19 protein-coding genes and 1 pseudogene are annotated in these 25,087 nt (G+C 36.7%); 2 read left to right on the top strand and 18 right to left on the bottom strand.

Features of this window, described 5'->3' with window-relative positions; all coding sequences use genetic code 11:
• Positions 1-104: 104 nt before the first annotated feature.
• Positions 105-809 (bottom strand): metallophosphoesterase family protein, encoded by a 705-nt coding sequence (locus PVA17_RS03200; protein ID WP_132357825.1) that lies wholly within the window; start codon positions 807-809, stop codon positions 105-107.
• Positions 810-1,136: 327 nt separating this feature from the next.
• Here PVA17_RS03200 and PVA17_RS03195 point away from each other — a divergent pair.
• Positions 1,137-2,363, top strand: a pseudogene (locus PVA17_RS03195) (IS110 family RNA-guided transposase).
• Between the two features lie 127 nt (positions 2,364-2,490).
• On the opposite strand, the gene PVA17_RS03190 reads toward PVA17_RS03195, so the two are convergent.
• The 4 genes from PVA17_RS03190 to PVA17_RS03175 form a co-directional block, all read right to left on the bottom strand.
• Positions 2,491-2,880: a GNAT family N-acetyltransferase gene (locus PVA17_RS03190; protein ID WP_419150404.1), complete on the bottom strand. Its 390-nt coding sequence runs from the start codon at positions 2,878-2,880 to the stop codon at positions 2,491-2,493.
• A 427-nt stretch (positions 2,881-3,307) separates the two neighbouring features.
• Positions 3,308-4,885: a peptide chain release factor 3 gene (locus PVA17_RS03185; RefSeq protein ID WP_132357829.1), complete on the bottom strand. Its 1,578-nt coding sequence runs from the start codon at positions 4,883-4,885 to the stop codon at positions 3,308-3,310.
• A 313-nt stretch (positions 4,886-5,198) separates the two neighbouring features.
• A complete protein-coding gene (locus PVA17_RS03180; RefSeq protein WP_132357831.1) occupies positions 5,199-6,665 on the bottom strand; it encodes a UDP-N-acetylmuramoyl-L-alanyl-D-glutamate--2,6-diaminopimelate ligase in 1,467 nt (488 codons plus the stop codon).
• 441 nt (positions 6,666-7,106) lie between these two features.
• Positions 7,107-8,495, bottom strand: coding sequence for an aldehyde dehydrogenase (locus PVA17_RS03175; protein ID WP_274066865.1), 1,389 nt, complete (start codon positions 8,493-8,495; stop codon positions 7,107-7,109).
• A 190-nt stretch (positions 8,496-8,685) separates the two neighbouring features.
• Here PVA17_RS03175 and PVA17_RS03170 point away from each other — a divergent pair, with 190 nt between their 5' ends.
• Complete coding sequence (locus PVA17_RS03170) at positions 8,686-8,841, top strand: hypothetical protein (protein WP_274066864.1); 156 nt, start codon at positions 8,686-8,688, stop codon at positions 8,839-8,841.
• Positions 8,842-8,988: 147 nt separating this feature from the next.
• Here the strand turns inward: PVA17_RS03170 and ssuE are convergent, their stop codons facing one another.
• From ssuE to PVA17_RS03105, 13 genes are all read right to left on the bottom strand, one after another.
• Entirely contained in the window at positions 8,989-9,519 is a 531-nt protein-coding gene (gene ssuE, locus PVA17_RS03165; protein ID WP_248717998.1) for an NADPH-dependent FMN reductase, read from the bottom strand.
• A gap of 465 nt (positions 9,520-9,984) precedes the next feature.
• Positions 9,985-11,322 (bottom strand): dihydrolipoyl dehydrogenase, encoded by a 1,338-nt coding sequence (gene lpdA, locus PVA17_RS03160; protein WP_274066863.1) that lies wholly within the window; start codon positions 11,320-11,322, stop codon positions 9,985-9,987.
• A gap of 355 nt (positions 11,323-11,677) precedes the next feature.
• Positions 11,678-13,759 (bottom strand): catalase, encoded by a 2,082-nt coding sequence (locus tag PVA17_RS03155; protein WP_248717996.1) that lies wholly within the window; start codon positions 13,757-13,759, stop codon positions 11,678-11,680.
• A 284-nt stretch (positions 13,760-14,043) separates the two neighbouring features.
• Positions 14,044-14,535, bottom strand: coding sequence for a hypothetical protein (locus PVA17_RS03150; RefSeq protein ID WP_274066862.1), 492 nt, complete (start codon positions 14,533-14,535; stop codon positions 14,044-14,046).
• Between the two features lie 2 nt (positions 14,536-14,537).
• Positions 14,538-14,741 (bottom strand): helix-turn-helix transcriptional regulator, encoded by a 204-nt coding sequence (locus PVA17_RS03145; RefSeq protein ID WP_132357843.1) that lies wholly within the window; start codon positions 14,739-14,741, stop codon positions 14,538-14,540.
• Between the two features lie 864 nt (positions 14,742-15,605).
• Positions 15,606-17,102 carry a glycerol kinase GlpK gene (gene glpK, locus PVA17_RS03140; RefSeq protein WP_132357845.1) on the bottom strand — a complete coding sequence of 499 codons (1,497 nt, stop codon included), beginning with the start codon at positions 17,100-17,102 and terminating at the stop codon, positions 15,606-15,608.
• 99 nt (positions 17,103-17,201) lie between these two features.
• Entirely contained in the window at positions 17,202-18,005 is an 804-nt protein-coding gene (locus PVA17_RS03135; protein WP_274066861.1) for an MIP/aquaporin family protein, read from the bottom strand.
• A 154-nt stretch (positions 18,006-18,159) separates the two neighbouring features.
• Positions 18,160-18,723: a glycerol-3-phosphate responsive antiterminator gene (locus tag PVA17_RS03130; protein WP_142510799.1), complete on the bottom strand. Its 564-nt coding sequence runs from the start codon at positions 18,721-18,723 to the stop codon at positions 18,160-18,162.
• A gap of 174 nt (positions 18,724-18,897) precedes the next feature.
• A complete protein-coding gene (locus PVA17_RS03125; RefSeq protein WP_274066860.1) occupies positions 18,898-20,541 on the bottom strand; it encodes a glycerol-3-phosphate dehydrogenase/oxidase in 1,644 nt (547 codons plus the stop codon).
• Positions 20,542-21,033: 492 nt separating this feature from the next.
• On the bottom strand, positions 21,034-21,609 hold the full coding sequence (locus PVA17_RS03120; protein WP_274066859.1) for an RloB family protein: 576 nt from the start codon (positions 21,607-21,609) through the stop codon (positions 21,034-21,036).
• Positions 21,610-21,699: 90 nt separating this feature from the next.
• The gene (locus PVA17_RS03115) at positions 21,700-22,989 is read right to left on the bottom strand and encodes an AAA family ATPase (protein ID WP_274066858.1); all 1,290 of its coding nucleotides are present in this window, start codon (positions 22,987-22,989) and stop codon (positions 21,700-21,702) included.
• 360 nt (positions 22,990-23,349) lie between these two features.
• Positions 23,350-24,276 (bottom strand): NAD-dependent epimerase/dehydratase family protein, encoded by a 927-nt coding sequence (locus tag PVA17_RS03110; RefSeq protein WP_132357858.1) that lies wholly within the window; start codon positions 24,274-24,276, stop codon positions 23,350-23,352.
• Positions 24,277-24,420: 144 nt separating this feature from the next.
• On the bottom strand, positions 24,421-24,948 hold the full coding sequence (locus PVA17_RS03105) for a YceI family protein (protein WP_274066857.1): 528 nt from the start codon (positions 24,946-24,948) through the stop codon (positions 24,421-24,423).
• Positions 24,949-25,087 lie beyond the last annotated feature (139 nt).

The following is a 25,087-nucleotide window of genomic DNA, read 5'->3' as shown; positions in this document are numbered from 1 at the left end:
TTAAGTTCTTTCATGGAATAAAGAAAAAAGAGCTGCATATGCAACTCAATGATCTTCAAGAAAAGCACCTGTTAGCTGAACAAAAGTTACATAAATAATTTATATTAAGGTCCCACATTGGGAGGATTTAAAATATGTTCAGCAAAATCTTCTTTATAAGGACATTCTCCTTGAAGAATTCCCTCAGCAGCTTTCTCAAAGTTGTATTTAGTCACTTTTAGATGTACTTCATTATCAAGTAATAACCAGCAAGCTCCTTTTGCTCGACTTTGTAGCCCAACACTACCAGCATTAATTATTTTTTTGCTACCAATTATACGGTTAAATTGTATATGGGTATGTCCACAAACAATAATGTTTTCTTTAACATCTTGAAGCATTTCTAACACTTCTTCATCAGGTGTATCAATTCTAATCGCTTCTGTGTCACTCCGAGGGGAGCCATGAACAAATAATATTTCTCCTAAACCATCTATATACAAATTGTGACTTTTAGGTAGGTCTTTTAGAAATTCAATTTGTTCATCTGTTAATTGCTCTGCACACCATTTATTTAGTTCTGTTACAAAATCCTGTAATTCATTTTTTTCTCCATTACGAAACGCAACTTCTCTGTCCGCATTTCCCATTATAAAAAAGAATTTGTCTTTATATTTCATTAAAGTATCCATAACTTCTCTTGGTTGCGGACCCCAAACTAAATCACCACCAATTACAACCTTTTGTATATTAGTCTGACCGATTTCTTTCAGAACAGCTTCCAAAGCATAATGATTTCCATGAATATCATATATAGCTGCAACACTCATAAAATTCCTCCCCTCCAAATATATATTTTACCAAATTAAACCATATTTTTGTTGAATTATTCTGCTCCGTTAGCCATCCATGTTGCGCAAAAACCAGCGCTACACCACAGAAGATGAAAATGTACTCAGAACGGGTATTGTATACTACGGCTGGGAGAGGAAGGTCGATAAACTATGGTGCCTTGAGCCCTTCCGTTAGTCTGACTCCAACGACCACGGTGTATCACTGACTGTCGCTCCCTCACGGGAAGCACTCATGGGAGATTCATCCTACTCAGGTTGCTGCACCAGCCTCTAATTTGATTGGCCGTAGAAAGGATGTTTCTAATGGAAGTCATCATTGAACGTGCATGTGGTATGGATATTCATAAGGATTCGATTACCGCATGTATTATGACACCAGAAGGCAAAGTGATTCAAAGTTTTTCTACTAAAACGGTTTTTTTATTGCAATTAATCGATTGGATTAAAGAACACGGTTGTACGCACGTAGCTATGGAAAGTACAGGTGTATTTTGGAAGCCTATTGTAAACATACTCGAGGCTGAGAATATCGAATTTTTAGTTGTGAATGCCCAACATATCAAAGCGGTTCCCGGTCGTAAGACTGATGTTAAAGATGCGGAATGGATTGCCAAGTTACTTCGTCATGGATTACTAAAAGCTAGTTTCATTCCAGATCGCACCCAACGTGAATTACGAGAATTAGTTCGATATCGTCGGAGTATGATTGAAGAACGTGCGAGACAACATAACCGCATTCAAAAGGTACTCGAAGGTGCGAATATTAAACTTGGTTCTGTTGTATCAGATGTGATGGGAGTTTCCTCTCTTGATATGCTTCGTGCCATTGCCGAAGGTGAAAATGATCCAGAAAAGCTGGCTGGTTTCGCTAGACGTTCAATGAAAAAGAAAAAAGCAGAACTTGAACTCGCACTTCGTGGCTATATCCAACCACATCAACGACTAATGATTAAAACCATTCTTACTCATATTGATTTTCTGACTGCACAAATTGAATTGTTAAATCAAGAAGTAGCAGCTTGCCGACTTTCTACACACCAAGAAGATATCGAAAGATTGGATTCTATTCCTGGAATCGCCACTTGATTGGCAGAACAAATCCTAGCTGAAATCGGAACTGATGTAAAAAAGCAATTTCCAAGTGCAGCACATCTCTGTTCTTGGGCAGGACTAGTACCTGGACACAATGAAAGTGCAGGAAAAAGGAAATCCTCTACTATGAAAAAAGGCAATAAATACTTGAAATCGGCTCTAATCGAAGCAGCTCATTCGGTCAGAGGATCTAAAACCTATCTAGGCGCATTATATAGACGGACTGCAACTCGAAAGGGTAAAAAACGAGCTGGAATATCCGTTGCTCATGCCATCTTACGTATTGCTTATTACCTTTTAACGCGGAAAGAAATGTATGTAGACTTGGGCGAAGACTACTTTGATAAACAAAAAGAACAATCTATTATTCGATATTCTGTTCGAAAACTTGAAAGTTTGGGTTACAATGTGACCATCACTGAAACGGATGCTTCCTAATACAAACTAAACCAGATCTTTATTTTAGGCGCTACCATTTTTTTGAATATAAAGGTCGCGTTTGTTTTAGCATGGATTTTTTTAGTGCCAGAGATTTTATTTTCATGGGAGTTGAATAAGATGTGTTTCATTTTCTATGCAATACATATTGAGACTTACTGAATTTAAAGTTATTTTTCTCGTAAAACGGAATTAATTCTTCTCCACAAAATAAGCTAATCACATCAATATGAGAAAGTTCGTCCAACAATTTTGATACAAGTGTCGTTCCTAATCCTGCTTTTTGAAATTCATTATGTATAACTACATCTTCAATGTACGCCCTGAATTTACCGTCTGAAACAGCTCTTGCGAATCCTATAAGGTTACCGTCAATCCACGCACCAATTGAAATATCCTTTTTTAACATATTTTCAATATCATTCTCTTTTCTTTCTGCCCACCAACCTGCATTTTTATAGAGCATCATAAGTTCAGTGCCTTTAATTGGTCTTTCGGAAAAACTTAAAAATTGCATATTCATTTGTTATCCCCCTTTGACTTTTCATTAATTTTACATCTACAGTAAAGAGCTGTCTTGTTCAACTAAACTGCTCCGTTAGTTGAATAGCAACAATCTTTTCGAAAACAGCCTTTAGAAAATAACCTATATCTTTTATTACTTAGAGGTTTAAAAAATAGCCTTTAATTTACATTTAATAATTGATATAAGCTCCTTTTGAATTACCGCAACATTAGATTGATTACCGAACAAATTAGTTGTTGTAGTAAATAGAGTCATTTGTGGTAAAAAAGAGGATAGATAGAGCGAATTTATTTCAGCTCTTTCTATCCTTTTAATTTCTATACATATAATGTGTGACATTAAATAAGAATTCACTATTTAAAATAGTTTCAGCTTATAACTTGACTTTTAATAAAAACATGTCGATTCGTGTTTTTCATTATAAAAGGCTATACAGTTTAATGTCTTCGTTTTTATCAGCGAACCAACGCATAGCAAACTCATTTTCAAATAGGAAAACAAGATTATCAAAACGGTCTTTTACAAGCATTGAACGACCTGAAGACATCGATTCTTTAACATCCTCTTCGTTTTCAATCCATCTTGCAATTTTCGAACCAATTGGCTCCATCTTCACTTCAACATTATATTCGTTTTTCATACGATGCTCAAAAACTTCAAATTGTAATTGACCAACTGCTCCAAGAATAACTTCTTCCGTATGCAACGTTTTATAATATTGAATAGCGCCTTCTTGCACTAATTGTAAAATCCCTTTATGGAATTGCTTAGATTTCATAACATTTTTCGCAGTGACACGAACAAATAGCTCTGGCGTGAACTGTGGCAGTTTTTCAAATTGGAATGTCTTTTTACCACCTACAACTGTGTCACCAATCTGATAAGTGCCTGTGTCATATAAACCGATAATATCACCAGCAACTGCTTCATCAACTGTTTCGCGGTCGTCAGCAAGGAATTGTGTAGATTGTGTCACTTTGAATGATTTACCTGTACGAGATAAAGTCATGTTCATACCACGTTCAAATTTACCTGATACGATACGCACAAAGGCAATACGGTCACGGTGTGCAGGATTCATGTTTGCTTGAATTTTGAAAATGAAGCCCGAAAACTCCTCATGATCAACCGGATCAATAAATTGTTCATCCTCAGTAATTCGAGGCTGTGGTGTTGGCGCAAATTGTAAATATGTTTCAAGGAATGTTTGCACACCAAAATTTGTTAAAGCAGAACCAAAGAAAACAGGTGTCAATTCACCACGACGAATTTTTTCTTCAGAATACTCATTCCCCGCTTCATCAAGCAACATGATGTCATCCATTGCTTGTGAATAATAAGAAGTCACCTTCATAGGATGCTCAACTGCAAGTTCCCCATTATCATCAATTGGTAAGAAACGTTCTTCTTCCTCAGTACGGAATTGCTCGATACGTTTATTATAACGATCATAAATACCTAAAAACTCTTTACCCATACCGATTGGCCAGTTCATTGGGTAAGCATTAATGCCAAGTACCTCCTCAAGCTCTTCAATCAGCTCAAGTGGCTCTTTCCCTTGACGGTCTAGTTTATTGATAAAAGTAAAAATTGGAATACCTCGCATTTTACAAACTTTGAATAGCTTTAAAGTTTGTGCTTCAATACCTTTGGCAGCATCTACGACCATGACAGCACTATCCACTGCCATTAAAGTACGATACGTATCCTCCGAGAAATCTTGGTGACCCGGAGTATCTAAAATATTAACACGTGAGCCGTTATAATCGAATTGCATTACTGAAGAAGTTACAGAAATCCCACGTTGTTTTTCAATTTCCATCCAGTCAGATGTTGCAAACTTACCTGTTTTCTTTCCTTTTACTGTACCGGCATCACGAATCGCACCACCAAATAGTAAAAGCTTTTCTGTAATCGTCGTTTTCCCAGCATCAGGGTGACTAATAATGGCAAAAGTTCGACGCGATAATATATCTTTTTCTAAATTTGAATTCATCTCGTTATTCTCCTTTTTTCATACTTAATAATAATAAAAGAAGACTTGCCTTACTTACAACCTTTTTACATGATTTCCCCAAAAAAGAGGTTTTTATTTTGGCGAGGGACAATGTATAGTTTCCTCAAACATTTTCGATACTACCCTTTCTTTCATCTACTTACATTATGACATTCACCAAAAGTACCCAAAAAGAAAACCCTTTAGTACGAACTAAAAGGGTTCTCTAAGTATGGTGAACTTCCCGCATCTTTGCATGCTTTCTCGTTCACCCTATCAAGTACACTCTAACATCCTCATTGGAGATCATATATTATACAAATTTTAAGTGGCCAGCTTCTATTGCAATATCTGCATCACTATGCGGATATTTCGTATTCTCAATAATTTGATAATCTTCATGGCCTTTACCAGCAAAAATAATCATATCTCCTGGTTCAGCAACCTCAATCGCATGACGCACCGCTTCAGCACGGTCTCCGATACATGCATAATTTTCATGAAGCATCCCTTTAGCAAGATCACCTGTAATACTATCATAGTCCTCATAGCGTGGGTCATCTGTCGTTAAAATAACGTAATCAGCGGCTGATGCTTTTTCTGCCATTGCTGGACGTTTTGATTTATCACGATTGCCACCCGTACCAACTAGGAAAATAAGCTTCCCTTTTTTATATGGTTCAGCTGAAGAAATTGCCTTTTCAATGGCATCAGGTGTATGTGCATAATCAACAAAAATCTGCACTGGTAAATCTGAACAAACTTTCTCCATGCGGCCCTTCACTGGTGGCAATTGCTCGATTTGCTCAATGATTGTTTCCATTGAATAACCACGGCCATAAAAAGCTACCATAGCGGCAAGCACATTGTAGATATTAAATTCCCCGAGCAAATGCATTTTTACATGGTATATTCCCTCTGGCATTTCAACATCAAAAGATGTCATGAAATCATGATACTCACAGTTAATAGCTCGGAAATCAGCTGTTTCATTTTTCAAACCATATGTCCATACAGGAAATGGTGTCATCGCTGCATAGCGCTCTGACCAAGCATCATCGGCATTTAACACTACAAATTTATTCTTTTCTAAGTCTTGTCCAAGTTGAGAGAACATTAAGCCCTTCGCATGGCCATATTCCTCCATCGTACCATGGAAATCAAGATGATCATGTGTAAGATTTGTAAAAATAGCTATATCATATTCTACCCCAGCTAGACGTCCAAGTGCTAAACCGTGTGAAGATACCTCCATCGTCATTAATCTGCAGCCTTCCATTTTTGCACGGAATATCATTTGTTGAGTCGATAATGCATCGCTCGTAGTATTTGCAGATTCATATAAAATACCATTTAAATTAAAGCCGATTGTTCCTGATAATGCCGATTTCTCACCCATACCATGCATTATATTTTGAATAATACCCGTTACTGATGTTTTTCCGTTTGTCCCAGTTACGCCAATCATTGTCATATCTTTCGACGGATAGTCAAAAAACTTTGCAGCTAACAAGCCAACTGCACGATCCGTATCTTTTACAATGACTTGTGCAATATTTTCTGCTAATGGTAATTTTCGTTCTGTTACAACAATTGTTGCGCCACCTTCAACAGCTTTCTGTGCATAGTCATGACCATCTACTGTATAACCTTTTATACAAACAAACATACTATTTGGTTGTACACTTCGTGAATCAATGACAATATCACTTACTTGGTCAGGTAGCACTCCAATTATTTTTTTCAAAGGTAATGCATTCAACAATTCCTCTGCATACATTTCATAGTCCTCCAATCAATCTCTACATTCATTTCATCATTTATTGTTTATTCGACAAAAAATGACAAGATGAATACCCCCACATTCTAATGAACTTATTTTACTACTTATTCACCGATAAATAAAATGCCTGTAAGAACGTTTTTAAAATGAAAACGCTATCATTTTAATATATTTTTAATATTTCACCTTAGTTTACCTAACATATCAAAAAACGGCATTTATCGACAACTGAAATGGGAAATATACGTTGGAGAGCTGATCAATTATGCCTCGACAAAATTTGTTGCTGTCGCTTCGCTTTCGCACAGAAAACATTTGTTGCTGTCGCTTCGCTTTCGCACAGATAAATTGCCCTAGGACGTAGGGTTCTAAAACTGAGTTCCTCTATTTCTCGGGCGTCCAAAAAAGTGAGGTGTCAGTGTCCGACACCTCCTTTTACTATTTCATGATAGTTCGCACAAGCTTAACCTTTTGTTTATATGGGGGAAAGAGAACATTCGTCTCTACCTTCGATGATTTTTTTAAAATAGATTTTGGATGGGTAAAGTTTTCAAAGCTTGCCTTCCCGTGATATGCTTTGACCCCTGATGGTCCGACACCGCCAAATGGCAAATGTAAATTTCCTACATGTGTAATCGTATCATTAATACACCCTCCACCAAATGGTAATTCCTCTAAAAAGTACTGGGTAGCTTTTTCATGCTCTGAGAAAAAATAAGCTGCTAAAGGCTTTGGTAGCTGACGAATCTGGTGAATAGCCAGCGGTAAATCATCATACATCATCACAGGTAAAATCGGACCAAATAGTTCATCCTGCATCGAAGGACTTGACCATTTCACATAACCAATAATTGTAGGCTCAATATACAAATCATCACGATCTGTTCTACCACCAAATGTAATTGCATCACGTTCTTCCACGATAATTTGCTGCAAGCGATCAAATTGTCTTAAATTTACAATACGACCGTAGTCAGGGCTTTTTAATGCATTTTTACCATAGAAGGAACGAATCGTTGCTTTCAATATTTTCATAAATTTGTCATAGACATCTTTATGGACAAGAACATAATCTGGTGCCACACAGGTTTGACCAGTATTTGTAAATTTCCCCCAAGCGATTCTTTTCGTCGCTACTTCTAAATTGGCTGTTTGATCTACAATTGCGGGACTTTTCCCACCAAGCTCTAGGGCAATTGGTGTTAAGCGTTCCGCCGCTGCCTTTGCAACAACTTTTCCGACTGCCACACTCCCTGTAAAAAATATATAGTCAAAGGATGCATGAATAAGTGCAGTCACTTCCTCTTTTTCTCCCTCTACAACCCGAACATAGGAAGGACTAAACGTTTCTTCAATTATTTTTTTAACGATTGCTGCTGTATGCACAGATGTTTCTGATGGTTTTACAATAGCCGTATTACCACCAACAATTGCTCCAATTAATGGCTCCATTACAAGCTGGAATGGGTAATTGAATGGACCAATGATTAATGTTACTCCATATGGCTCTCTTACAATAAAGCTTTTTCCCATCTGGTATTGTATCGGTGTTTTTACAGCTTGAGGTTTCATCCATTCTTCAACATGCTTGACCATATAAGAAATACTATCTAAAACAATGCCAATTTCTGTTGCATATGCTTCAAACTCACTCTTACGTAAATCTAAATATAGAGCATTCAAAATTTCTTTTTCATATTTTAAAATCGTTTTCTTCAGATTTATTAATTGCTCTTTTCGAAATTTTGTACTTTTCGTTGCTCGTGAAAAATAAAATTGACGCTGTTCTGTAATCATATTTTCTACATCTTGTATCGTAAAATTCATAATAAAAGCACCTCTTTTTTTAAAATGGCGTACATAGTTTTTTCATTTCGAAACAAACTATCTTTGTCTATACGATACAACATTGACAATCAAAATTCCTCTTTCTTGAATGGACGGAATGTGTAGACGGTTTTGTAATTTTGGGAAACTTACAACTACATATCGAAAAATTGAAATGGGGGCTAAGACAATGACAACAACAACAGGAACTTGGTGGGAGTCTATTTTTTCTGGACCATTAGCACACGGTATTTGTGAAGAAAAATTATTGCTATTGCAAGATGAGGCATTCTTATATCTCTCTACAGCACCGAGTGAGAAAAATGAAGAACCTGAAGTTAATTAAAAATAGCGCGTTATAGGAGGTTATTTCCTATAATGCGCTATTTTTTGAACTTCATGCTCAATCCTAAAATTTTGGGATGACATTTATTAAAACTCATCGGAGCCCCTAAGAAAGTGCCTCATGTTATGTTACTGAGCTACTTCATACTTAAATGGATACAATTTGCTGAAATTGTGTTAATTGTACATCAAGACGGTTAATCGCTTCTTCCTCGATAGCAAAGCTCCCATCTTCTAATCGAATAATTTGTTTATCAACAATATAAACAGAATGTGCGATTGTTGTAGCTCCTAATACAGCTAAAACTGGTTTTAATGCATATTCTAAAGCGAGTAAATGTCCAATAGAGCCACCTACAGCAATTGGTAAAATAATCTTTCCAAGCAATGCTTTTTGCGGTAGCAAATCTAAATATGTTTTTAATATTCCTGTATATGAAGCTTTATAAATTGGCGTCAAAAGTATGATAATATCTGCCTCTTCAACTTGTTTATTTTCTGAAACGATGGCTTCACTTGCAAAATTAGCCTTAATTAAATCCTCAGCAGGCAATTCATGTACATAATTTGTGTGTACCGCTATTCCCTGTGCTTTCAAGTGATTTTCTACCTTTTCGTGAATCGCCGTTACGCGTGAATTTCTCGAATTAGTGCCATTAATAATAACTGCTTTTGTCATATTAACCACTCCTTATTAACAAAGTTAAATGTCCTTATACAAAATGCAATGTCTTTACATATAGGCGTAATGTAGCGCCTAAGTAACCTGTTTCTTACAGTGTAACCATTCTCCAAAAAACGAAAGCCAAATCCTAATTTCCTATTCCATCCTCTCCAAGTTAGAAATTCACAACATAAAGATAAAAAAAGGCTTCTATGTTTACGCTCGGAGAAAATCCGTTTCGTAAAATAGAAGCCTCTAGATGTCCAGTCAACTCATTTTTTAAAACCAAGTATTCTTATAAAGTTAATTTAACATAATAATATACAAAGTCAATATGTTTTTTTATTTAATGGTATTTATAACAAAATTAAACATAATGATTAGCCTGTATCACGCTTATTATAATTTGTATAATAAATAGAAGGCTAAACAGTATTGTTATGGGTTCTGGTCGCTCAATAAAAGGTAGTTCTGAGACCATTATTGGTGAATGGCTTTATCAAAAATAGCCTTTGCAGCATCCCCTATATGCTCTGACACTGTAGGATGTGGGAAAATCATATTTGCAAGAGTATGGGCCGTACCACCAGCATTTTTAGTAGCTAAAATAGCATTTAACATTTCTGTTGCCCCATCAGCAACAACACAAGCTCCTAAAATGCGTCCTTCTTTTTCCGTCGCAATGAGCTTTATAAAGCCCACTGTATTTCCCTCCATTAATGCCTTAGAGTTTGTATGTAAAGGCATTTTCGTCACCTTATAAGGTTCGTTAACCTGTTCTTCCAGTAATCCAAAAGTTGCAATTTCAGGATGTGTATAAACACAGCGAGGAATCAAAGCTTGATCAATTCGTGCCGGTTTATTCCCCAGAATATGGTCGACAACATAAATTCCCTCTGCACTCGCTGAATGAGCTAGCTGGAAACCACCAACTAAGTCACCTATAGCATAAATATGTGGCTGACTTGTTTCAAGATGCTCATTGACAGCAATCAATCGACCTTCGAAGGCTAAACCTAGCTGCTGGGCTATTTTTGTATTCGGGCGTCGACCCGTTGCAAACAAAAGATTTTCATATGTATAAATGCCTTTAGATGTATGAATTTCATTGCCATTAAAATGCTCAAATTGAAAATCTGTCACAAGCTCAATATTAAGCTTTTTCATCTTTTCACGAATTAGTGGTCGTGCATCTGGCTCTTCTGTCTGTAAAATATCTTCACTATGATTCAGCACCGTCACCTTTGTTCCTAGCGGTGCTAAACTAAATGCCATTTCTACTGCAATAACGCCTCCGCCTATAATTGTTAACTGCTTTGGTAGCTCTGTCATATCGAAAAAGGTATCCGTTGTATAGTAGGAAGAAGCCTCTATACCTTTAAAAGGTGGTACAAATGGTTTACTTCCCGTTGCTAAAATGATATCCGTTGCAGTAAAGATCTCATTACCAACTGTTACCATTAAATCATTAGATACTGCCGCTTCTCCTCGATAAAAGGTAATTTGATTGCTCAAAATATAGCTCTCAATATTCGTTAAAAGCTCGTCAATAATAGCATCCTTACGTTTCATCAATCTTGGAAAATTCACATTTACTACAGATGTTTCAATACCCCAATCATAACCACGTTTTATTTCTTGAATGAGCTTACTATGCTCCAACAATATTTTCGAAGGAATACAGCCGACATTATAGCAGGCTCCTCCTACTTTATCGCGCTCTACTAAAGCGACCTTCTTGCCACTTTTTGCTGCATGAATGGCTGCTATATAGCCCCCAGGTCCTGCACCAATAATTGCAATATCAAATTTTTCCACAAAATTCACCTCATTAACCACCATAGCATTTACAAAATTCGAATGCAACGCCATGTAATTTATAGTAAATAAAGAAACATTTTGTCTACCTACTTTCTTTAAAACTCTCGATCTCATGACCAAGCTATATGGAGAAGGAGCCAATAAAGGTAACATTTGAACTACCCATTACTAAAAAATCTCTCACTATTCTTTAAGAACAATGAGAGACTTTAATTATCAGCATTTTTACCATGATAGATGAAATATTTCATAGAAAATCTAATGCCATTGACGCGAGAAAGTATTGCTTCTTTTCCTACAGGTATTTGCTCCGCTTCACAAATATTTTCCTTTTCGCGGAAACAACGTAAAGTTAATAAATATTCCGTTCCCAAAAGCGTTGTTGAGCTATTGCTTTGACAAATTTTTTAGCGAAATCTTTGTCGCCAGTTGCTAACACAATTCCTGGCCCTACATTGGCATTAGACATATTAAAAAATGTCGTTCCTGATGTAGCTATACCAATCGGTTTGTAATGTCTATACGCTTCATTAATATAATTTACAATATGAGAATTAAACTTTGCTTGATTTTTTGCTCTTACGCCTACAACATATAACGAATCAAATAGGACCGCATCCGTAGTAATAAATGTATCACTTGCTGTTAATTGCACACCATCACTACTAGTAACAACCCCTAATCTGTCAGAAATAATACTGTATCGAACGCCCTGTCTAGTTAAATATTTTAGTATTTCGCCAACTTCATTTGCATCAAATCCATCACCTATTAGCACGCCTACCTTAAGTGTTTGGGGCATTTTTATAGTATTAGCTTGACTAAGTGCAGGTGATGCTAACGTGACATTTATTTGCTCGCCTTTTGGACGATTAACACCAACATTATCGGCCACAGTCGTTGCCATTGCTTTATCAACACGGACAAACATGTCGACTACTTGTTGGCGGACGGACTTACTTTTCACCTTCCCGACCTCAAAACTAAAGGCATCAATGATATGCTGTTTTTCAGGGGGAGACATACTATTCCAAAACAGCCTTGCCTGTGAAAAATGATCATCAAACGATTTACTACGTGCTCGTGTGATGCGTCCTTCAACCTTTTCTTCATAATGGACAAAGCCACCTTCCTTTGCCGTTGAAGTTGATGGTGTATTATTGGCCAAGGAATTTTTATGGTAGCTCACTTTTCCTAAATTAATAGTTTGACGACTAAAGCCATTGCGCTGATTGTTATGAAATGGACAAATGGGTCTGTTAATCGGGATTTCTGCAAAGTTTGGCCCTCCTAGACGTATTAGCTGTGTATCTAAATAAGAAAATAGCCGCCCCTGTAAAAGTGGATCATTTGTAAAATCTATGCCTGGCACAACATTCCCAGGGTGGAAGGCGACTTGCTCTGTTTCAGCGAAAACATTATCCACATTACGATTCAATGTCATCTTTCCAATCTTTTTAACTGGCACCATTTCCTCAGGCCACAGCTTTGTTGCATCCAAAATGTCAAAATCAAATTTAAATTCGTCCTCTGGCTCAAGCATTTGTACACCTAACTCATATTCAGGATAATCACCTATCTCAATGGATTCCCATAAATCACGTCGTTGAAAATCCGGATCCTTACCAGCAATGATTTGCGCTTCATCCCAAATGAGTGAATGAACACCTAACACAGGTTTCCAATGAAATTTTACAAACCTTGATTTTCCCTTATCATTGACGAAACGAAAAGCATGAACACCGAAGCCCTCCATCATTCGAAAACTTCTAGGTATTGCACGATCAGACATATGCCACATAATCATATGCGCAATTTCTTGATTGTTCGCTACAAAATCCCAAAACGTATCGTGAGCTGAAGCTGCTTGTGGCATTTCATTGTGAGGTTCAGGCTTTACCGCGTGAATTAAATCAGGGAACTTAATGGCATCCTGGATAAAAAAGACCGGTATATTATTACCAACTAGATCATAATTGCCCTCATCCGTGTAAAATTTCGTCGCAAAACCACGAACATCACGTGCAGTATCCATCGAACCTAAGCTTCCTACTACCGTTGAAAATCTGACAAATACAGGTGTTTTCTTATTAGGGTCCTGTAAAAAGCTTGCTTTAGTGTATTCCCCCATCGATTCATACAGCTCAAACTCTCCATGTGCCGCAAAGCCTCTCGCATGCACAACACGCTCTGGAATACGTTCATGATCAAAATGCGTTATTTTCTCTCGAAAATGAAAATCCTCCATAATTGTTGGCCCACGAACTCCAGCCTTTAATGAATTTTCATCATTCGAAACTTTTAGTCCCTGATTCGTCGTCATCTTTTGCCCTTCATTATCGACACGAAACTGCTCTAACTGCTGATCCTTTGCATTCTCCTCCAAATTTTTGCGCTGATTCGACTTAGATTTATCCACGCAATCCCCTTTCATTCCAATACTAGATAATTCTCAATATACACTATATGTTTTTATGAAATAAACATGCTTCAAGACTTAGCTATAGGAAAACTTTCTCAATTTTTTCTTAATTTACGACCAAATTCGAATGCTTCTAGATGACTCATTTTTTCACCAAAATCATAGAACAACTTTATTGTCACTCAACAATTCCTAATCGATCTTTCAATTGTGATGTTCTTTTCCTTTGCACTATAAAAATACCCCTTTAGATAACCATATCTAAAGGGGTATAAAGGTACGACTTTATTTCACATCTAAGGAGTTAACTCGGAATCTTCTCCCATTGGTTTAAGTGCAGTAAAAAGTCCAATTAAATTAGGTGGTATACTAAATAATAAAAACTTCCAATTAATCGTCATGATCGCGATAATCGTAAAAACAATAATAGACGTAACAATGACGATTATGCCAAGCTTCACACGGGAGTGCTGCAACGTGACTGTACTGGACATACTGATGGACAAAACAATCCCAATTATTCCCCAACTCCCTAGGTGTGTTAAAAGAAGGATAACTAAAACCATTGCGTTGCTTAATTCAATCCCAAACATGATTAAAGAAAAGAGAACATAAATTGCTCCTAATGTCACATACCATGAATAGGATTTTGCATTTTGCCATATATGATAGTATAGCTCATCTAAACCTCTGTTTTCTCTAGCTTTTTTCCGTCCAAACCACCAGCCAAGGATTCCACAAATCATTCCTCCATACAATCCAATAATACCCCCGATAGAAACTTCCATAATTACATTCTCCCCTCTTCGAAAATAAACACTTCTTCAATCGTGCAATTGAAAGCTTTTGATATGTTATAGGCAAGCTCAATAGATGGATTGAATTTTCCTGATTCAATTGCAATGATCGATTGTCGTGAGACTCCAACTTGTTTCGACAATTCCTCCTGCGTAATCTTCTTCGATTTTCGTAATTCACGAATTCTGTTTTTCATAAAGCCTCCTTTAAAAATGTAAAGTGAACTGTACATTTGTTGATAAGTAAAGTTTACTTTACATACCTTGAAGTGTCAAGTTTACTTTACAATTTAATTACTAGGAGATATATGAAATACATACAAAAGGAGGGACCATCACAAAACGTGTAGTTGATTTCCGTTCCGATGGATGCTTTGTTGCTGTCGCTTCGCTTTCGCACAGAAAACATTTGTTGCTGCCGCTTCGCTTTCGCGCAGAAAACATTTGTTGCTGTCGCTTCGCTTTCGCACAGAAAACATTTGTTGCTGTCGCTTCGCTTTCGCACAGAAAACATTTGTTGCTGTCGCTTCGCTTTCGCACAGAAAACATTTGTTGTTGACGTTTTACCAAAAGTCATCCACAACTTTTATTGATGAACCAAAAGGGGTCAAGAACTGTTAAAATTACAATCATAATGAACCACACAATAACTAGTTAAAACACTTTACTCTGAACTTTACTTCGCAGTAAACACTAGTCGGATAGCCACACATTTTTTTGATACTCTTCTTAAAATCTGGCACGCTTGTGAAAAAGAAAAAATCCTGCATATCAACTCAGGATTTTCAGACAAGCTTTTTATATACGTCGTTAGCTTTATTTCAAATCTACACTCAATTTTTCTTACTTTACGACAAAACATACTATTGCAATTGCGGTAATGTATTTGTTGTTATTTTTATCTCACCTTCGTTCTATCTTCAAAATATGTAAGTGCAAATATAAGTGCAGACCTAAAAACCTTGATTGGCAAGCAAAGTGACCCTAGTTAGATTTTTGTCTAACAACTGGTTTCGCTTCAATGCCTATCAAGGTTCTTTTATCACTATTCAGCTATATGTTTATTTAAATGCTTGAGCAGCTGCAACAGCTTTTTTCCAGCCTGCATAGATTTCTTCACGATGTGAGTCATCCATATTAGGTGTGAATTGACGATCTAAATTCCAATACTCACTAATTTCATCTGGTGATTTCCAGAAGCCAACTGCTAAACCTGCTAAATACGCAGCACCTAAAGCTGTTGTTTCATTAATAACTGGACGATCGACAGGAACGTTTAATAAATCCGATTGGAATTGCATTAAGAAATTGTTTGCGACTGCACCACCATCTACACGTAATTTCGTTAGTGGGATATTGGCATCCGCTTCCATTGCACCAAGTACGTCTTTAGTTTGATACGCTAACGATTCTAATGTTGCACGTACAAAATGTTCTTTAGAAGTACCGCGCGTTAAACCGAAAACTGCACCCCGTACATCTGAGTCCCAATAAGGTGTACCTAGACCAACGAATGCAGGAACTACATAAACGCCGTCAGTCGACTCTACACGTGCAGCATATTGTTCAGATTCTGAAGCAGAACGGAACATTCGTAAGCCGTCACGTAACCATTGAATAGCAGAGCCAGCTACGAAAATACTTCCTTCTAAAGCGTAAGTAACCTTACCATTTAAGCCCCATGCAAGCGTAGTTAATAAGCCATTCTCTGATTTTACTGCCTTTTCACCAGTATTCATCAACATAAAGCAGCCCGTACCGTAAGTGTTTTTAACCATACCTTCTTCAAAACAGGCCTGACCGAATAGAGCCGCTTGTTGATCGCCCGCAGCCCCTGCAATTGGAACAGCAGAACCAAAGAACAGCGCTTCCTCCGTATATCCATACACCTCAGAAGAAGGACGAACCTCAGGAAGCATAGAAGCTGGAACACCTAATATGTCTAAAATTTCTTCATCCCATTTTAAATCATAAATATTGTACATTAACGTACGAGAAGCATTTGAATAATCTGTAACATGGACTTTACCACCTGTTAACTTCCATATTAACCACGTATCAATTGTACCGAATAATAAATCGCCTGCTTCTGCTTTTTCACGAGCACCTTCAACATTGTCTAAAATCCATTTTACTTTTGTACCTGAGAAGTATGCATCGACTAATAAACCAGTTTTATCACGGAATAAATCATTGTAACCGTTTTCTTTCAATTCCTCACAAATAGCGTTCGTTTGGCGTGATTGCCAGACAATCGCATTATAAATTGGTTTCCCTGAATGTTTATCCCAAACAACAGTTGTTTCGCGTTGGTTTGTAATACCGATCCCAGCAATTTGATTTGATTCAATATTTTTTGCAGAGAGCACTGTAGCGATACAAGAAAGAATAGAAGACCAAATTTCTTCTGCATGATGTTCAACCCATCCGGATTGTGGGAAATATTGCGGGAATTCTTGTTGTGCAACGTGGAGAATGCTCCCTTTTTCATCAAACAAAATAGCACGTGAGCTTGTTGTACCTTGGTCCAAAGCTAAAATATATTTTTTTTCTGACATCGGACATACCTCCAATAATTTTTTAATTTCTTTCAGCAAATGTTTTTCTGTAGCGAAAGCGAAGCGACAGCTACAAATTTATGCCGAGGCATAAATAATTTACTCTTCACTTTTAACATTTTTCACTGTCATTTGAGCACTGATAAAAATAATAACTACAATAATAGCAAATACCCAAAATGTGATACTATTTTTCCCCTCAAAAATTTGTTGGAAGAATAGAGCACCAAAAGTACCACCGATAATTGGACCTACAACTGGAATCCATGCATATGACCATCCAGAGTCACGTTTACCTGGGATTGGTAAGAAAAAGTGAGCTATACGTGGGCCTAGGTCACGTGCAGGATTAATTGCATAACCAGTAGGACCGCCTAATGCCATCCCGATGACTACAATTAGCATACCAACTAGAAATGGATTTAAACCATCCGTAATTGAATTTGTCCCCAATGCTAGAATGCCTAAAACAAGTATAAACGTACCAATCATTTCAGAGATTAAATTGGATAATGGATGTTTAATAGCAGGCATTGTAGAGAATACAGCCAGTTTCGCTTCCGGATCTTTCGTACCTTTCCAATGTGGTAGATACATAAAATAAACGAGTATCCCCCCGAAAAATGCACCAATCAATTGTGCAGCAATGTAAGAAGGTACGTCTTCCCACGGGAAATTACCAATTGTAGCAAGTGCGATTGTTAAAGCAGGATTTAAATGAGCCCCGCTAATACCACCAACAGCATATGCAGCCATAGCCACACCTAGACCCCAAGCAAAGGTAATCACTACCCATCCACCGCCAAAGCCTTTCGATTTGTGCAGTGATACACCTGCAACAACGCCACCACCGAATAAAATAAGAATCATCGTGCCGACAAGTTCAGCTGTAAATGTTGACATACAGAAGCCCCCTTTGTAATAGTGCACTTAGTAAAAAAACAAACCCACACTTAAACAAACTGCACGTTATAATGCAGATGATTAAATGTGGGTTCCTTTTCCTAACCACGCGCTTTTTAACTTATGTACATTGTAGAGAAAATAATATACATAGTCAACAATATTTTTGGAAATTTTCCCACAAGTTCTTATTTGATGTTGTAATAGCTACTGCTCCAGCTGACAACGCTTCCTCTATGCTTTCAACAGTGCGAACTAGTCCACCTGTAATAACAGGAATTTTCGTTCGCTGGTGTACCTCTGAAATCATTGAAGGAATGATGCCTGGTAATAATTCAATATAATCAGGCTTCGCTGATTCAATCATTGAAAAGCTTTTTTCTAGTGCAATCGTATCAATTAAAAAGACGCGCTGAATGGCAATAATCCCACGAGATTTTGCTTTTATTAACATATTAGATCGAGTGGAAATTATTCCTGCTGGACGAATATCATTACATAAAAAATCTGCTGCAAAGTTATCCGTTTTTAAGCCATGAATTAAGTCTGCATGAATAATTAATTTTTTACCGTTACGATCTGCCTCTCGCTTTATTGACATAAGCAAACTAATATGAACTTCTAATAGCACAATGTATTCGAATCGACTATTTAATATTTCATCAAATTGCTTAACTGTACGTGCAGCTGGAATAATTTGTTGATTATTGAAATTCATTTGATTTCCCCTTTATATCAATTATGCCTCATAATTGCGTTTGGAATCGGTTTTTGCTTGTACAAAGCCGATTCTGCGACATCCGCCAGAGGCTAACTTTTTTAAGCGGGTGTTGGACAAGCACTTAAAGAAGTTAAAAAAGTCAGGTCGCCATAAAGACGACCTTCCTTTTTATTATAATGCAGTTGTAGCTCTTGTTATTTCTAAATTTAAATCTTTTTCATATTGTGTACGTTGTTCAGTAGACCAATGTAATTGTTTTGCCATTTCATCTAATACTGCATCTTTATATTGTATAACAAGTGCGATATTAAAGAACATATAGGCTGTGCGACGAATCATAAAGTCGTTTGGATGAACAACCATTTCATGATGGATACCATACATTAGTTGAGCATATAACCCTTGAGGTAAAACAGGATGCTGTTCTTTAGCATATTCAAAAACAGTGTCCACATTAGAACCGTAATGATGCGCTAAATGTTTTGCTTCCTCTTCTGATAATCCGATATCAACACCCATTTTTGTGCGTTTCGCCACGAAGGCATGTAAGTTTTGAGAGCCTCCGACATCTCCACCGGAAATATGAATCTGCTTTGTATAACATGGTTTTGATGCAATGCCAAATCGTTGTTCTAAATCTTGTGCAATCTTATTTAAAACTGTTTCAGCCATTTTACGATAACCTGTTAATTTACCGCCAGCGATTGTCACAAGACCTGACTGAGATTCCCATACTTCGTCCTTACGAGAAATTTCAGATGGATTTTTACCTTCTTCATGAATTAATGGGCGAACACCTGCCCAGCTTGATTCGATATCTGAATCAGTGACGTTAACTTTTGGGAACATATAATGAATTGCTTTCATAATATAATCACGGTCTTCTTGATGGATATTCATTTCACGGGCATCACCTTCGTAAAATGTATCTGTCGTTCCAACATACGTTTTCCCATTTCGAGGAATCGCAAACACCATACGACCATCAGGTGTATCAAAATAGACAGCTTGACGTAATGGGAATTTAGATTCATCAAAAACGATGTGCACACCTTTTGATAAAATTAAGTGCTTACCATTTTGTTGTCCTTCGATATTACGAACCTCATCTACCCATGGACCAGCAGCATTGACAACTTTTTTTGCGCGAATATTAAACGTGTTATGGGCAATCAAATCTTGTGCTACAATACCATCAATTTTCTTTTGGTCATTGTATAAAAAGTTTTCTGCCTTTGTATAGTTAATGAGTGTAGCACCTTTTTCAATGGCAGCTTTGGCAACTTCGACTGTCAGACGTGCATCATCTGTACGATATTCTACATATACACCACCACCGCGTAAGTCCTCACCTTTGACCAAAGGTTCTTTTTCCATTGTTTTTGCAGCATTTAACATATATCGACGCTCAGAACGTTTAACCCCTGCTAAAAAATCATAGACGCGTAAGCCAATATTCGTTGAGAATTTACCGAATGTGCCACCTTTATGGAATGGTAGTAGCATCCAAACAGGCGTTGTTACATGCGGTCCATTTTCATAAACAATTGCACGCTCTTTTCCTAAATCTGCAACCTCTTTTATTTCAAATTGTTTTAAATAACGAAGTCCACCATGCACTAATTTTGTTGAACGACTAGAAGTACCAGCGGCGAAGTCCTGCATTTCAACTAACGCTACAGATAGACCACGAGCAATTGCATCAAGTGCGATACCACAACCTGTAATTCCACCACCGATCACCAATAAATCGTATTCTTTACTTTGTAATTCTTCAATCGTTTGTTGACGTTGTATTGCTGAAGCTGTGCTCATAATGAAATTCCTCCTTATTTAAAGCGAAAAAAAGAGACCATTAAAAGCACATGTACAAATGTACATATGTTTTTAATGGTCTCTCAATCGCTCAAACCTAGTATATTAACTTAATTTCATTGTAGTCTTTTTAGAAAGAAAAGGCAAGGTAGATCGTCTGGAAATATTACGAATACAACATACACTTTTCAATCATTTATAGGTTTAAAATCGCGTCATATGTACAGTTCAATTGTCATGGCCTCTGATATTATTCCCAAATATAAAAAATTTATTTACATGTTTGCGTGGAACATAAAAAAGTTCCCCTTCAATCAACTTAATATATGTCGTACTTTTAATAATTGTTATCCCTCCCTTTCGAGAAATAAAAAAAGCAGGCTCTCCATTAACTAGTAATAGAAAACCTACTATTTAAATAATTGTAGCTGTCGCTTTGCTTTCGCTACGGTCTGTGCTTGCACAAAGAACGACTTTTTTTGCTGAAAGAAGTTAAAATATGTATTTTATCATTTCATGTATATTGCAATAAGGATTGTCACGGCTTTCCGTCTTACGAAGTGACATCATATCCGTGCAATTTTTAATAGCGACCTCATGTCGGAGTGCGATCGGTGCAATGACTGACTCATCTGCTTTATGACGAAAATAACGTGTTACCCCAAGATGCTGCTCCATTTTGTCATTTAATACGGCACGAGGATACTTTTCAGATAGATCGACTTCTTCAAAATGCAACAATAGCCATAATTCAAATGCTTCATTTGAATAGGCAATATGAATACTATTCTCTTCACAAAAGTCATTAACTTCCTCTAATTGCTTGTCAGTTAGATCATCTTTATCAAAAACAATCCAAACCTCATCAAAATATTGGTAGCTTGAATCTCGATAGGCATGCTGGGCTAGCTTAATAGCCGAACGCTTGACGTTTTTTATTTTGACACTTACCATTTTTGAGCGCTTTAAAATACGCATTTGCTCAAAATAAATACGTTCGGTTTCACCTTCACAATAAATTAAAACTGTTTTACGCAGTGTTCGATTCCCTTGTTGACGCACTCTCACTGCTCAAATACCTCCACTTCCTATTAATTATACCCTGGCATAATTGCAGATAAATGCCACAGGACGATGGCGTTCTTAGACTGAGTTCCTCTATTTCGGCGGCTGTTTGGATAAGCCCTCCAAAGAAGTTAAATATTGATTTGATAAATATTCATTAATAACCGGTGTAGCCCCAAATTCTCCTTTTAAGTAACGCTTAGCATAAGAAATATCCCCATGTTTCTTCTGTAAATCTGCAAAATCAAATAAGGAGTATAACTCGGATTCATTTTTAAAGCTTTTATTTACAAACCATATTTGGTCGGAACGTAGTGGCTGATCTAATAAATCAATTTCATGACTTGTGACAACAAATTGATTCGTAACATTACGCTTGCTGTTCATAATGGCCATTAAAAATTCGCAGATGGACACATGAAATGCTGTGTCAAATTCATCTATAAAGATTGTCTTCCCTTTATTGTATGCATCGACCATGACACATGCTAAATGCAGCATACGGACCGTCCCCTTTGAATCCATCGTCCAATTGATCGTTTCTGTCCCGATCGGCGCGCCTACTTCATCGAACGATAAATAGTGCAAATCGATATCCACTTCTTGTATAACTTCTGTAGTGTCAAAATCATAGCCAATAGTATTTTTCTCTCTTCGCTCAACCCGTCTTGCCGTCACATCTTGAATAGAAAAGTCGGCAATCTTTAGTATCTTTATAACCTCTTTCTTAAAGGGCTCCTCTTCAAGTTTACGAATAAGTGGATGACTTGATAACCGATTTGTTTCATCTAAAAATAGTACTTTATGTAAAAACCAATCAAATATTTTCGTAGCATCTCGGTCATTAAAGACATTTAATACCGATAAGAAAGCTGTATTATCACGCGTATATTTTGTCAATTCTAGCGTAGTACCATTGACAGCTTCATACAAATATTCTGTACCATCCCATCGTCTATTAAAAAGCTCCATTTTTAGAGACTTTGTTGTTTTAGTTAGACCTTCATAAAGAACCTGTGATGCATTATACTGTACCTCATAATCGTACAATACCCCATCTAGTAATAACGAAATCATAAATTCTGTCGGTTGTTCTTGCTGACTTCCTAATTTAAACGGCTGGTAGGGCAAGCGAAGTTGTTTAACATTATTAAGATTTTCAAAGTTAAATAATAAAGATCGTAAAATTTTAATTGCAGTGAATAAGTTTGATTTTCCACTTCCATTTGGTCCGAAAATAAAGGCACTTTTTACAAGGTGAAATGAGTCACATTTCATCGTATGTGTCTCCTTTAATTTTCGAATACGGCTTCCCGCCACCATTGAAAATAGGGTTTCATCCTTATAACTTAAACAATTTTTCACTCTAAAATCTACTAGCATTTGTAGGCCCCCGTTCCATTCCATAGCACTCCTTTAATTATACTATAGGCGTAAAAAATCACCTATTACTCCGCGAATACCAATAATACGATGTACTGATGAACGCTTACTTTCCGTCTCCTTAAAAATATAAAAAGACGATTTCCCTTTTAGGGTAAATCGTCAAAAAATACACTGATCATCACCTACATATTTTGAGCTCATCCCCAATGGAAGTCACCCATAATTAATAAAAACTGAAGTTGTACCGATAAATCTTCAGGTATAATGAATTCATTCACTACGTGGGGTTGATTTCCGCTTTGCTGGTCTCCATGGAGTCACCCAGTCCCCACTCAAATCACCTTATTTATAATTTAATTAAATTTCCACTATCTTTTCATTTTGTAAAGCTTGCAATGTACGCTCTATGCCTTCCGCAAAAGTAGTTTTTGGTCTCCACCCTATCGCCTTTGCCAACTTAGCGTTATTTAAAAATGAATGCTCAATATCTCCCTCTCTCGCAGGTGCATATTGAATTTCTAAAGGATGATTTAAATGCTGTAATAATAAAATGACTTGATGAATCGACCATGCCTCATTCGTTGATACATTATAAATGCCTTGTAATCTAGCCTGTACACCAGCATAAATAGCATCCGCAATGTCATCTACATATATGAAATCTCGTGTTTGTTCTCCATCCCCATAAATCGTAAAGGGTTTTCCTTCTATACTGCTTTTTAACATGCTAGGAATAACCGCCATTTCCCCCCGCATACATTGCCTTGGACCGAATACATTAGCAAATCTATAAATTAATGTTGGTAAACGATAATCTCTTTGCCATTTTTCACAGTATGTCTCACCGATACTTTTGTTTAATCCATACATCGAAATCGGCTCACTAACATCTGTTTCTTCTAATGGTGGATAGTGACTATCACCATAAACAGCTGCTGACGAGGCAAAAACGAAATGCTTTACTTTATATTTTGACGATAAGAAGAGCATCTGACTAAGACCTACAATATTCGTTAAAACATCCTTCACTGGCTCTTGCACCGATTTTTGAACACTCGTTTGTGCTGCGCAATGAATGACCACATCAAATGATGTTTCTTTAAAAAGATGCTCACAAACCTCATCTTCCACATTCAAAAGATAAGATTTATGATCAAAGTCGATATTGCGTAAATGACCGGTACTTAAATTATCAATAATATAAACATTTGCACCCTCTTGAAAAAAACGCCTAGCCACTGCACTACCAATAAAACCATAACCACCTGTCACTAATACATTCATCCCATCGCCCCCAAAAACAATATGATGTTTTATATGCAGTAATTACTAAAATTATGCAAGCAACTTATTTGTTATGTTATTTTCTGGCAATGTTTTATTATAAAAAAAACGTGCCCGATATGAAATCGAGCACATTTTACAAAATTAAGCTGGGTTTACTTCCAGTTCAACTGTAATTTTGATGTCTTTCCCAACTAGAACACCGCCAGTTTCCAAGGCTGCATTCCAAGTTAAGCCAAAATCTTCACGATTGATGGATGTTGTAGATTCAAAGCCATAAACTTCTTGGCCCCATGGATTTGTACCTTTACCATTAAATTCAGTATCAAATGTTACTGATTTCGTTACGTCTTTAATTGTTAAATCACCTGTAACCGCATATTCATCATTTGATTTTTTTGCAATGTTTGTAGATTTAAATGTAATTGTCGGATATTTTCCAGTATCAAAGAAGTCTGCTGCTTTTAAGTGATTATCACGATCTTCACTACGTGTATTGATGCTAGCTGGATCAATTGTAAAGCTAATGTTTGCTGTTGTTAAATCTGCAAGATCTGCCGCTTCAATATCCGCTGAATAAGTATCGAATACACCTTTTACTTTTGATACCATCATGTGTTTTACTTGAAAGTTAATTGCTGAGTGTCCTAAATCAATGTTCCATTTTGCCATTATAAATTCCTCCAATTGGGTTGTTTTTATCTCGAATTCGAGATATATTATAAAATATGAAGTAACTACTTAAATTATGTTTACGATTAAACATTTGTAGTTACTTCTGTTGCATACTAGTTAACAGTAGTTACGAAAA

The sequence above is a fragment of the Lysinibacillus sp. CNPSo 3705 genome (genome assembly GCF_028674935.1).
Lineage (GTDB): Bacteria > Bacillota > Bacilli > Bacillales_A > Planococcaceae > Lysinibacillus.
Note: the sequence above shows the minus strand (reverse complement) of the source record. Positions and strands in the feature narration are given on the sequence as shown.